The organism is Bilophila sp. 4_1_30, assembly GCF_000224655.1.
Taxonomy (GTDB): domain Bacteria; phylum Desulfobacterota; class Desulfovibrionia; order Desulfovibrionales; family Desulfovibrionaceae; genus Bilophila; species Bilophila wadsworthia.
Map to the genome: position 1 here is coordinate 60,365 of NZ_JH114234.1, position 11,429 is coordinate 71,793.

Sequence of the window (11,429 nt, forward strand, 5' to 3'; positions counted from 1 at the left end):
GAACTATGACAGCACGAAAAGTCCGTGGTCTGGAAGACAGAGAAGCCCAAGAGCGTAAAGCGCTGCTGCGAGATGTGCGCTCTCCCGTGCATCAACTGCTGGACGCGCTCAAAAATGGCACAGTGCAGACCTGCTGCGTGTTCGGGGCGGGGGTGTGTCTATTGGCTTTTCCTACGGCTGCTACGCCATTCTTTGGGCTTGGGGTCTTCTTTTTTCTGCTGCGCTGCCTTTGTGTGAGAAATGAACGTCTTCCTTTTCGTATGCCACTTGGTTTATCTGGCACGGATAAAGGCGATCCCTTGCCCGGTCGGCGGGGCTTTGCAAAACCGGAGGGCATTTTTTTCCTCGGCAACCGCTTGCAAGACGGCAAGGAACTCTGGCTCAAGGCCAAGGATGTGCTCACCCACACGCTGCTTTTCGGAACCACCGGCTCCGGCAAAACGGAAACATTGGTGTCACTCTCCTACAATGCTTTGGCCACCGGCAGTGGTTTATTTTACATTGACCCCAAGTCGTCCCCAAAATTATCCATGCAAATGTGGCAATTAGCCCGTTTTTTAGGCCGAGACGATGATTTTCGTGTGCTCAATTACGGCACGTCCGGCAAACCCAAGGGCAAATCACCGCGCCGTCTGTCCAATACCAACAATCCTTTCACCTTCGGCAGCGCAGAATCACTCACGCAATTACTTGTGTCGCTTATGTCCGCATCAGATGGTAATAACAGCATTTTTGCTGATAAAGCGCAGGCGCTCATTACTGGTGTCATGTATGCCTTGGTGGATTTGCGGGACAAGGGCTTTCTCAAACTTTCCACCTCTGTGATTCGTGACGTATTGGCGCTGGAAAAATGTGTGGAATTAGCCCTGCATCCAGAGCTGGACGCGGAGTCCAGAGCGTCCATCAAGGCGGCCCTGGCCACATCCGGCTGGATTGCCGGACGTGAACTGAAAGATCAGCCACAGTCCTTTGCGGAACAATACGGCTATGCCCAATCATATTTCGGCAAGGCGTTATCGAGCCTGACAGATACCTACAGTCATATTTATGGAGCAGAAGATGGTGAAGTGGACTTTGCAGACGCCATCATGCAGCGGCGTATTCTTTTGGTGCTCCTGCCTTCGCTGGAAAAATCTCCGGCAGAGTTGGCAAGCCTTGGCAAAATCAGCCTGTCGGCTATTCGCAATGCCTGCGCTGTGGGCCTTGGCGCACAGATAGAAGGTGACGTTGCAGACGTGCTGGAAGCCCTGCCCACAAATGCCATCGGCATCGGCCCTTATCTGTGCATTGTGGATGAGTACGCGGCCATTGTGACACCAGGCTTTGAAGTGGTGCTGACCCAGGGCCGAGGGCTGGGCATTGCGGCTATCGTGGCCAGTCAGGATTACGCGGGCATTCTGGAGGCCGATAAAAAGGGTGCACAGCAGATGGTGGCCAATACCAGCATTAAAATTTTCATGAAAATGCAGGACGCGGAAAAGACATGGGAGCTAATACGCGGACAGGCCGGACAAGGCACAGTGGTGCGCAGTTCCGGTTTCTCGGTCAATGACAAGTCCGGCTCCACCTACGCTGACACCATGAATACCACCATAGAAAAAGAAGACCGCGTGGAGTTACGCGATCTTCAGGAGCAAATCGAAGGCGAGGCCCATTTCATTTTTTCTGGGCAAGTTGTCCGTGGCGATATGTTTTACGCCAATCCTTCGCTTAAAAAGGCGCAGCTTCGTGTGCCGCAGTTCATTCAGTTAGGACAGGAGGCTGACTATGACACGGCGGCCTGATGCTTACAAAAATACCGTATACGCGATGTCAAAAACCTCTCCCGAGCGCACGGCCATTGCCTTGGATATGGAACGCTTTCCGCTTTCCATGTCGGAAATGCAGTCTTGGGTGGTTCCGAGCTTGTCCGCTAACTCTTGCTGCGTCCATTCCATCTTGCCACGAAAACCACGCAAGACCATTGCCGAGTTGGCGTCAGGAAAAACTTCCTTGGCATTAACGCTAGGCGAGACATCTTCATCAGGCTCCGACAGCATATACATACAGCCTTTTCCCCTATTCAAAGATTGGAGCCAGCTTGGCGAGTACTTCTTCCATGATACTCGCGGGAAGCTGTTCCAGTCTTTTGCCGTGCCGCGCCTTCAAGTCAAGAACACGGGGCTGGTCGCAGCGCACAATGCCCTTTGTCCGTGTGCCGACATCATCAAGCGAAACGGCAAATCCGGCAACACGGGCGAAGTTCCCTCCGCTGGTGATGGGCAGCACCACTGGAAGTTGTGTCACTTGGTTAAAGGCTTCAGGCGACACAATCAAAACAGGGCGTGTCCCCTGCTGTTCATGGCCTGCGGTGGGATCAAGGGAGACAAGATAGATCTCTCCACGCTGCATCAGATCAGCTCCTTGCCCACAGGAGCCGCGCTTGTCCACGCATCGTCAGCCTCCGGTAAGGGGGCGCTGGCATCGCATTGTGTCAAAAGTTCCTGCAAGGAATACTTCTTCTTAGGTTCCGGGCTGACAATCAGGCGTCCGCTTTCTACCATCAGGCTTACAGAAGAGCCTGATTGCAGCTGCACCATGTCCAAAATGGCGGGAGGCACGGCCAGCATGACCGAGCCGCCTACTCTGCGCAAATTACTCGTGTACATTGTCTATCTCCATAAGTTTAATTTTTATATAACTCTTTCTCGCAAAATAGCAAGTCCTTTGGAGGCGTCACATGTTCGCATGGCGTAGTGCTTTTTTCATGGCAGCAATGCTGCTTTCGCTAACTGCGCCCTGTCTTGCCTATGCCGGAACCCCTCTCTCGGAGCGTGTGGCTGTGGAGGCCGGAGTACGGGCCGAAGTGAACAAAGATTTGGCCATTCCTGACAAAACCGATGAAGCACTTGCTGACCGGCACTGTCTGGACGGACGGGCAGTAAAGGATGTTCAGGGTGATTTGGTGGAATATTGGGTCAATCTTGAATGCTCCTATTGTGGTATTCGTGAACCATTACAGGCCCAAAGGGAAAACAGCGGTATGTGCATCGTTGTACGGCACTGGCCTTCAAAACAGTACGGTGAATCACTCAAAAAAGCCCTGAGCTATGAAGCGCTGAAACAGTTTTCGCCCAATGCGGCCAATCTTTTTTGGGACAAGGTGCATCCCCAGACCGCTCTGGGCATTCCTGTACCCTATGAAGCATCGCTCATGCTCTCCTTTCAAGAGGCGGCCATCGATCCTGAAGTATTTGGCGAAGCTCTCACCACGAAAGCGGGCAGCATAGTCAACGCGGATATTTTGGCAGGCTTTGGGCGCATCACATCCACCCCCACCTACATCCTGGCCGGTATCCGTTTCCCTGCCTGCGACTTCACAGCTGGCAAACTCCCCACGGCGCTGGGCTTGGCCAAGAAGGCCCGTGCAGGCGATAATGAAGCTATCGAACAAATTATTTCCATCATTACCAATGGCTTACTCAACGAACAATTACTTTGAGTTTTGTTTGCCCCTGTTTTTCACTTGCTTTTTATTGTGTAAGGAATACAAGGAAAGTAAGGAATACAACAAAGGGGTAACACATGAAAATGGAAGTGGCCACCATGACATCCAAGGGGCAAATCACTATCCCCGTGGCTGTCCGTAAACAACTCAATCTGGAACAGGGCGACAAGGTTGTCTTTATTGAAGATGATCACCCCAACGGGGGCGTCCGCATCCTGAACGCTGCGGCTTTGACCTTGAATCAAGGAGGTGTGGCTGTAGCCGATAAAAGGTAACACTCATGGCCCGTTCGCGCAAAAAGACCTATGACCCCAGACAGTTAACATTTAATTTTGACGTGACGGCAGATCAGATAGAACAACTGCGGCGTGAAAACACGCACGCTGACGCACAGGAGGCGCACAATGCTCGACAGACAAACAGCTCCGCTGGAAATAGCCCGCACAGTGCTGCGACCGGAAACCATTCGCGAGGTATGCAACGCGGGGTTCACCAATTCAGCTTATTTGATTTTGGACAGGTGGGCGCTGAATCAGCCGGACGAGCTGCGCCGCCTGGAAACGCTGAGCACCTTGGGATTAATAGTGACCCTGAGCCAGCAACAAACACGGGAAGCGAACGTGCTGAACAGCGATTCAGCGTGGGAAGCGAGTCGGCAAGGGATGAGCGACTGGGATATTTTGCAGAACGCCGGCATAGATACCAGCCTGAAAATTACCATATAGTTCCTGAAGACCGGCTCGGCCACGGCGGCGCAAAAAGCAAGTTTGCCGACAATATTGCCGCTATCCGCCTGCTTAAAGATTTGCAGGAACGCAAGGTGGATGTGGCCGGGCCGGATGAGAAAAAAATCTTAGTTCGCTATGTGGGCTGGGGCGGTCTGCCTCAAGCCTTTGACGCCCGCAACGAAAAATGGGCCGCAGAGTACCAGGAACTCCAAAACCTGCTTGCGCCAGACGAATATGCCAAAGCCCGCCGTTCAACGCAGGATGCCCATTTCACTTCTGAAACGGTCATTCGTGGCATTTATCAAGGGCTGAACACGCTGGGTTTGCGCGAAGGTGGGCCGCTGCGTGTTCTGGAACCCTCAGCAGGTATCGGCAATTTTATGGGCTTAATGCCAGAAGGCTATAACGCCCAATTTCTTGCGGTGGAACTTGATCCCACCACAGCGGCCATAGGCCGATACCTCTATCCGCATTCATGGCATATCAATAATGCCTTTCAGAACGCCGAACTCAAAGACGCATGTTTCGACCTTGTTGTCGGCAACCCGCCCTTTGGCAAGCAAACCCTCTACGATCCCAATTTCCCAGAACTGCGCAATTTTTCCATCCATAACTATTTTTTAGCAAAATCTTTGAGCCTGTTGCGCCCTGGCGGCATTGGGGCTTTCGTGGTCAGCCGCTTTTTTATGGATGCGGCAGACCCCACCGCGAGGGCGCACATTGCTGGATATGCCGACCTGTTAGGGGCCGTGCGTCTGCCAGAAACAGCTTTTCGGCAAAACGCCCTCACGGATGTGACCACCGACATTCTTTTCTTCCGCAGGCATGATGGGCCAGCACCCAGCCCCGAAGACGGACAACGTGCTATTGACTGGGTGCAGACCACCACGGTGGAAGCCGAAGACAAAAAGGAAGGCGGCACACGTCCGGCTGTCATTAACAACTATTTTGCGGAGCGGCCCGGCCAAATCATCGGAAGCATGGTGTATTCCGGCGGGATGTTTCAGGACTCGCTCAACTGCGTGGCCCCGTCATCTCCTGATTTCGACCTTGGGCAGGAAATTGGGAAGCGTCTGCGTGTGCTCCCGCCCATGCAGTATACGCCGCGCACTGAAATAGTAGAAAATTTGACCAGCGAAAAGCGTGATGAAGACTTCATTGCCTCTGAGTATTTCCAATCCCTGAAAATGGGCGCGTATTGCGTGGAGCCACAGAGCCGCAAAATCGTCTTCAAGGTGGCTGGGAGTTTTGGTGATGCCAGCTATACCGCGTTGCCGGTTAAAAATGACGGGGCGCGGCAACGGCTGACCTCCATGATTCAGATTCGGGACAGCTTGCGCGAACTGCTGAACGCCGAAAAAAATGATGCTGAAGAGCCGCGTATTGAGGCTGTCCGCAGGCAGCTCAACGTGCAGTATGATGCCTTTGTGCGGCGACACGGGCATCTCAATTCCCAGACGAATCGCTCACTCATGCGTGACGATCCAGAGCATTCCTTGCTGGAATCGTTGGAATTGGAATACGACAAGGGCCTTTCTAAAGAACTGGCCAAGCGCCAATGCCGGGAGTTCCGGCCAGCTTCAGCGCGGAAGGCGGCAATTTTTCGCCAGCGGGTGCTCAAGCCGACACAGACGGCGGAAAAGGCCGAAACTACCAAGGACGCTCTGGTCATCTCGCTACGCGAATCGGGCAAGGTGGATTTTGCCCGCATGATGGGTTTGCTACATCGGCCAGCGGAGGCCATCCAGAAAGAATTGCAGGATGAGGGCCTGATTTTTCGGAATCCAGCCAGTGAGGACTGGGAAATTCGTGATAAATATCTTACCGGCAATGTGCGTGAAAAACACCGTGCAGCGTTGGCGGCGGCTGCGGAAGACCCGCAGTACCGCGCCAATGTGGAAGCGCTTGCCGCTGCTATTCCGCCGGACATTGAAGCTGTGGATATTGGCGTCAAATTCGGCTCCACCTGGGTTCCCGGCAACGTGTTTTCAGATTTCATTGAAGAGCGCATTCATGGAGGCCGTGGCTACCAGACGATTAACTATGTCCCCATTTTGGGGCGTTGGGAAGCCAAGGTCAGTGTGTACGACCACGCGGTCAATACGGAAGTATGGGGCATTCCCGAATATCCGGCTGCCAAGATTTTGGAATCTTTGCTCACCAACCGGCCTATCAAAGTGGAAAAAGAAAGCGGCCAGTACGATGACCATGACCGGCCCATTATGGTGGTGGATCAAGAACTGACTGCCGCCGCCATGCAGAAGGCCGATGAGCTGAAGCAGGCTTTTCTTGACTGGGTATGGACAGACGATGAGCGCCGCACCATGCTCACTACCTTGTACAACGAGCGTTTCAATACCCATGTGCCGCCGCGTTATGATGGCTCCCATATTCAGCTTGTGGGGGCGTCTTCAGATATCTCGCTACGTCCACATCAAAAGGATGCCGTCTGGCGCAGTATTCAGGAAGGCACTGCATTGTTTGACCATGTGGTGGGCGCGGGCAAGACAATGGCCTGCATCGCCACCATCATGGAATCCAAGCGCATGGGCTTTTTGAACAAGCCAATGGTCGTTGTCCCCAACCATCTGCTGTACCAGTGGCGTGACGAGTTTTATAAACTTTATCCGGGGGCCAATATTCTTGTGGCCGACAAAAATGATTTTACCAAGCAAAACCGTGAACGCCTGTTCAGCCGTGTGGCCACCGGCGATTGGGATGCCGTGGTGGTGGCGCATTCCAGTTTCAAAAAAATAGATATGCCCCACGATATGCAGGCGGAAATCCTGCAAGAGCAGATCGATGCGGTAATCACGGCCATTGAGGAATCCCAACAGAATGACGGAGGCCGAGCCACCATCAAGCAACTCGAAAAGCAGCGGGAAAAAATGGAAACCCGCTACGAAAAGCTCATGGCCGGAAACGGAATCAAGGATCGCGCTGTGGATTTTGCAGATTTGGGCGTGGACGCGCTCTTTGTGGACGAGAGCCATGAATTTAAAAATTTGAGCTATACCACCACCATGAATGTATCGGGCCTCGGTAATATCACAGGTTCAGCCAAGGCACTGGATATGTTCATCAAGTGCCGCTATCTGCAAAAGCAGCATGAAGGGCGCGGAGTGTATTTCATGACCGGAACGCCCATCAGCAACACCATTGCTGAAGTCTATACCCTGCAACGCTATTTGCAGATGGATGAGCTGAAAGCCAAAAATATTGAGTATTTTGATGCTTGGGCTTCCACCTTTGGCCAAATCACCAATGGCTGGGAACTTGATGCCACGGGTGTGAATTACAAATTGAAGTCGCGCTTTGCCAGCTTCCAAAACGTGCCTGAACTGCTCTCCATGTATCGCTCATTCGCGGACGTGGTGACGAAAAACGATTTAGACGAACAGGCGCAAAAGGCAGGCATGCGCCCGCTCACTCCGCCCGTGGACGGCGGTAAGCCTTCCAATCATGTGGTGGAGCGGTCTTCTAGTCAGGCAGCCTACATGGAACAGATCATCAAACGCATGGAGCATCTGCCCAAAGACCCGCGCCTTGATAACCCGCTGAAAATCACCAATGATGCCCGTAAGGCTGGTCTTGACTACCGCCTTATCAACCCCGAATCCGGCGACTATGACGGTTCCAAAAGCAATGGGGCGGTGGAGCGCATCTTCCAGATTTGGCAAAACACGGCGGCTGACCGAGGTACGCAGCTCGTGTTCTGTGATTTGTCCACACCCAAGGGCGGTGCTGGAGCAGCAGCGCCTGTTCCTTCCCCTCGGCTGGAATTTGAAGAAGATTTTGCCGTACAGTCTGACGCAGAGCCAGGCACGGATGAACAGACCGGCGAGGATGCTGTGGAAACAGGTGACAGCGAAGGTGCTGACGATTCTGTCGCTGCGGATATGGATGCCTGCGTGGCGGCTGGTTCCCGTTTCTCTGTATATGATGATATACGCCAAAAGCTCATGGAACGCGGCATTCCCGCCGATGAAATTGCTTTCATTCATGACGCCAATACTGACATACGCAAGGGCAAACTCTTTTCGGATATGCAGGCAGGCCGAGTACGCATCCTGCTTGGTTCCACGGCCAAAATGGGCGCGGGCATGAATGTGCAAAAGCGGCTGGTGGCCGCGCATCATCTGGATGCTCCGTGGAGGCCCAGCGATCTGGAACAGCGCAACGGGCGCATCATCCGCCAGGGGAATATGCTTTACGAACGCAACCCAGATAAATTCGCCGTAGGCGTCTATTATTACGCCACAAAACAAACATATGATGCCCGCATGTGGCAAACCATAGAGTATAAAGCAGCGGCTATTGAGCAATTCCGCACAGGGGATTTGCTTCAGCGCGTCATTGACGATGTGCAGTCCGAAGCCGCCAATGCGGCAGATATGAAGGCTGCGGCCTCTGGCAATCCGCTCATTCTCATGCAGGTGAAGCTGGCCAGCGACTTGCGCAAGCTGGAAGCCCTGCACTCTCAACATCAGCGCTCACAGCACCGGCTGCGGGATCGGTTGAAGTGGCTTGGCGCGGCTGAAGGGCGTTTGGCCAAGGCGCAAGCTGGCTATGCCGCCAACTGCTCACTGCGAGATGGAAATACCCGTACCGTTACGGAGAAAGGGAAAACGCGCATTCGCCTAGAATGGCTGAAAGACGGCAAGCTGCTTACTGAAAAAAATGGTGAGCAAATTCAGAATATTCTACGCGATGGCGTGAAAGACATCACGCGGGAATCACGGGCAAAGCCCGTTTTAGGCAAATACCGAGGTTTTGAGGTATCCATGCGGCGCACAGCACAAGCACCAGGCGGTGACGGCTTCCGCCTGACCCTCAAGGGCATGAATGAGCAGGAATTTCAGCCGGAGAACCTTGTATACGGCTTTGACGAAAAATTCAGCCTGTCCGGCATGTTTCAGCGATTGGACAATTTTCTCGAAAAAGGTCTTGAGCAATCCTTCCAGAACTACCAGACCTCTGCCCGCCAAGAAATGGCCGAAATGAATACTGTTAAAGCCGCTTTGGGGCAAGAATTCCCGCAACAGGGGGAATTGGCCCTGGTGCGGGAAAACTATAGCGCCGTCATGCGAGAGCTGAAGCGTATGCAGGATGAGCCGGGCTATGTGAGTGCGTGGGAACCAAAAATTTTAGCTCCTAATATAGAAAAATCGAACACGTTAAGGATGTTGCCTTCATAACTACCTAAAAGTACCTGGGAAAAATCTTTACTAGAATTAGTTTTACCAATATTTTAGAGTTAATTGTCCTCTTCAATTTCATGACGCTGCGATTGAAGAGCATTTTTTAAGCCTGCAATATGGGGATGTATAGCTTTTTCTAATTTTATAATATGTTCACAAAGCCAGTTTTGCATTTCTTGCCAGTTTTCTTCTGAAAATCCTTGCGTGATAGCTTTTTCGCACTGTATACGGCAGGCTTTTTTCCCTTCAAGGGGTTGCCACTCCAGGGACTGCCCGAAGGCCTGCTCAATTGTATCTTTTCTTTCGAGCATCCATTGAAAGGCAAATGAATTTATAAGCGCGTTGACGCGTGTAAAATAAAATTCTACACGAATTAATTTATTCCCAAAAATTAACGAATAATGCATCCCGCTTATACCTGATCCTGCCGCCAGCCAGTGATCTATGGACGGACTGACGTTCGAGTACAGGGGAAAATTTTTTTCCTGTAGTTTTTGTAATAACTCTGTCCAAAATTTTTTACGTATGGCATGTCGTTTTATATTTTCTCCAGTACTAGTTTGTTCTTCCTTTTCTTTTTCTGAAATATTTATCATATACTCCTCAGCTTCTGGCGGAGGAATGATTTGGCGAATATCTAATAGAATTTCTGTTTCCATCTTGTAAGGGGTGATACAAAAACATTGTATCCGCAGACCAAATCCCATGAGCCATAGTGCCGTGTTGGTCACCTCTTTACGGAATCTTGCTGCCACCAGAATAACACGTTGACTCTGTGCAGCGTTGAGGACTACTTCGTCAAGGCTGTCTCGTTCAAGGAAATCAGCCAGGACTTCGGCAGCATCCCTTTTTTGTTCGCATTGCTGTTTATTGAGAAAGTCTTGATAAATAGAGACTATTTGTGCTTTATTCAAGCTAGAACAATATCCTGTATATTTTATGGCTTGCCATACAACATCTCGTCCAGAATCATCCAATTTATTTTCAATAATGACAAGATTTCCTTTTTTATCAATAGCCAATAAGTCAAGCCGTTCATTAGTATCAGAAAATCCTGAAAATTCTTTTTGAATAATAAGCAATTCATCATCAACATTGTCATCGGTAAGTGCATTGGGATGTTTGGCCAACCATTCCTGTAAATGACATCGTTCACGAAGATTTAATTCACTAAATGATACTTTTTGTACTGGTTGAAGGCAATTTTCATGAAGATCAAGGCGAAACATGGGGTATCCTCACATTATAGATATTGGCAGGCCTATCGATCCCCCCTTCACGGGAGTATATACTCTGAAGTTAGAGCAAAGCCTCCAGCCCCTTCCTATCCAGCATTTCCAGCAGCTTGCAGGAAGGCCCGCCGGGATTTTTTGTACCGGCTTCCCAAGCGCGGACAGTGGCGGCACTGGTGTTGATGATGATGGCCAGTGCCGCCTGGCTGACATTCAGGCGCGAACGCAACGCCTTCACGCTGTCCGCAGTAAACTTGGGCACTTGGTTGGCTCGGTACAGAGTTTCAAATTCACGCATACGCCGCTCGTCAATCAGGCCGCCAGCGTGTAAGCCTTGCACAGTTTCATGCATTTCTTCAATAATACGGCTAGGCTTCGTCATGATGCACCTTAAAAAATTCCCCTTTGGCTATAGCTAACTGTAATTCATCGCTGGAATAGGTAAGAAAAATCTGAGCAACGCCTTGCAAATAGGCCAATTCAGCCTGTGTAATATTTTCTCTCTCATTCTTTTCAAACCCGTACATAAAAATCCAACGGTCTTCACGAATTGTGGCAATGAGTGTTCTGGTACTTCCGCTTTTACCCCGCCCTGGCAAGGCCACCCGCTTTTTATAGACATTGCCGCCCAAGTCAGCATCCACAAGCCCCCGTTCCATTTCGGCAATGGCCTTGAGCAGTGCGGTGTTGCTCAAAAGAGTTTTGCGTAACCAGCAGTTGAATGTACGCGTTTTCAAGATCCGTTTCACAAAGAATCCTTTCTGGTGTAAATATACTACCT

9 protein-coding genes and 2 pseudogenes are annotated in these 11,429 nt (G+C 51.2%); 5 read left to right on the forward strand and 6 right to left on the reverse strand.

The annotated features are described in order from the left end of the window. Nucleotides 1-5 precede the first annotated feature (5 nt). Nucleotides 6-1,784, forward strand: a complete 1,779-nt coding sequence (locus HMPREF0178_RS16470) for a type IV secretory system conjugative DNA transfer family protein (protein WP_009368924.1) — start codon at nt 6-8, stop codon at nt 1,782-1,784. 3 nt (nt 1,785-1,787) lie between these two features. On the opposite strand, the gene HMPREF0178_RS16475 is transcribed toward HMPREF0178_RS16470, so the two are convergent. The 3 genes from HMPREF0178_RS16475 to HMPREF0178_RS16485 are packed head-to-tail and all read right to left on the reverse strand — an operon-like array spanning nt 1,788 to nt 2,648. Further along, a complete protein-coding gene (locus HMPREF0178_RS16475) occupies nt 1,788-2,045 on the reverse strand; it encodes a helix-turn-helix transcriptional regulator (RefSeq protein WP_009368925.1) in 258 nt (85 codons plus the stop codon). A 13-nt stretch (nt 2,046-2,058) separates the two neighbouring features. Further along, complete coding sequence (locus HMPREF0178_RS16480; protein ID WP_009368926.1) at nt 2,059-2,391, reverse strand: type II toxin-antitoxin system PemK/MazF family toxin; 333 nt, start codon at nt 2,389-2,391, stop codon at nt 2,059-2,061. Next, nucleotides 2,391-2,648 carry an antitoxin gene (locus tag HMPREF0178_RS16485; protein ID WP_009368927.1) on the reverse strand — a complete coding sequence of 86 codons (258 nt, stop codon included), beginning with the start codon at nt 2,646-2,648 and terminating at the stop codon, nt 2,391-2,393. Before HMPREF0178_RS16485 ends, HMPREF0178_RS16480 begins: the two co-directional genes overlap by 1 nt. A 71-nt stretch (nt 2,649-2,719) precedes the next feature. Between HMPREF0178_RS16485 and HMPREF0178_RS21640 the strand changes: the two genes are divergently transcribed. The 4 genes and pseudogenes from HMPREF0178_RS21640 to HMPREF0178_RS23115 all read left to right on the forward strand — a co-directional run. Beyond that, nucleotides 2,720-3,481 carry a hypothetical protein gene (locus HMPREF0178_RS21640; RefSeq protein WP_009368928.1) on the forward strand — a complete coding sequence of 254 codons (762 nt, stop codon included), beginning with the start codon at nt 2,720-2,722 and terminating at the stop codon, nt 3,479-3,481. Between the two features lie 83 nt (nt 3,482-3,564). After that, entirely contained in the window at nt 3,565-3,762 is a 198-nt protein-coding gene (locus HMPREF0178_RS16495; protein ID WP_009368929.1) for an AbrB/MazE/SpoVT family DNA-binding domain-containing protein, read from the forward strand. Between the two features lie 2,777 nt (nt 3,763-6,539). Next, nucleotides 6,540-7,217, forward strand: a pseudogene (locus tag HMPREF0178_RS23110) (DEAD/DEAH box helicase family protein); the annotation flags it as partial. A gap of 927 nt (nt 7,218-8,144) precedes the next feature. Next, nucleotides 8,145-9,413 (forward strand): annotated as a pseudogene (locus HMPREF0178_RS23115) (helicase-related protein); the annotation flags it as partial. A 59-nt stretch (nt 9,414-9,472) separates the two neighbouring features. Here the strand turns inward: HMPREF0178_RS23115 and HMPREF0178_RS16505 are convergent. The 3 genes from HMPREF0178_RS16505 to HMPREF0178_RS16515 all read right to left on the reverse strand — a co-directional run bounded on the left by HMPREF0178_RS16505 (nt 9,473) and on the right by HMPREF0178_RS16515 (nt 11,397). Beyond that, nucleotides 9,473-10,645, reverse strand: a complete 1,173-nt coding sequence (locus tag HMPREF0178_RS16505; protein ID WP_009368932.1) for a DUF4268 domain-containing protein — start codon at nt 10,643-10,645, stop codon at nt 9,473-9,475. A 70-nt stretch (nt 10,646-10,715) separates the two neighbouring features. Continuing rightward, a complete protein-coding gene (locus tag HMPREF0178_RS16510) occupies nt 10,716-11,030 on the reverse strand; it encodes a DNA-binding transcriptional regulator (protein ID WP_009368933.1) in 315 nt (104 codons plus the stop codon). Beyond that, entirely contained in the window at nt 11,017-11,397 is a 381-nt protein-coding gene (locus HMPREF0178_RS16515) for a type II toxin-antitoxin system RelE/ParE family toxin (protein WP_009368934.1), read from the reverse strand. Before HMPREF0178_RS16515 ends, HMPREF0178_RS16510 begins: the two co-directional genes overlap by 14 nt. Nucleotides 11,398-11,429 lie beyond the last annotated feature (32 nt).

Coding starts and splice junctions, on each gene's coding strand:
- HMPREF0178_RS16475 (WP_009368925.1), bottom strand. CDS start 2,045: ATGTATATGCTGTCGGAGCCTGATGAAGATGTCTCGCCTAGCGTTAAT.
- HMPREF0178_RS21640 (WP_009368928.1), top strand. CDS start 2,720: ATGTTCGCATGGCGTAGTGCTTTTTTCATGGCAGCAATGCTGCTTTCG.
- HMPREF0178_RS16480 (WP_009368926.1), bottom strand. CDS start 2,391: ATGCAGCGTGGAGAGATCTATCTTGTCTCCCTTGATCCCACCGCAGGC.
- HMPREF0178_RS16510 (WP_009368933.1), bottom strand. CDS start 11,030: ATGACGAAGCCTAGCCGTATTATTGAAGAAATGCATGAAACTGTGCAA.
- HMPREF0178_RS16495 (WP_009368929.1), top strand. CDS start 3,565: ATGAAAATGGAAGTGGCCACCATGACATCCAAGGGGCAAATCACTATC.
- HMPREF0178_RS16505 (WP_009368932.1), bottom strand. CDS start 10,645: ATGTTTCGCCTTGATCTTCATGAAAATTGCCTTCAACCAGTACAAAAA.
- HMPREF0178_RS16485 (WP_009368927.1), bottom strand. CDS start 2,648: ATGTACACGAGTAATTTGCGCAGAGTAGGCGGCTCGGTCATGCTGGCC.
- HMPREF0178_RS16470 (WP_009368924.1), top strand. CDS start 6: ATGACAGCACGAAAAGTCCGTGGTCTGGAAGACAGAGAAGCCCAAGAG.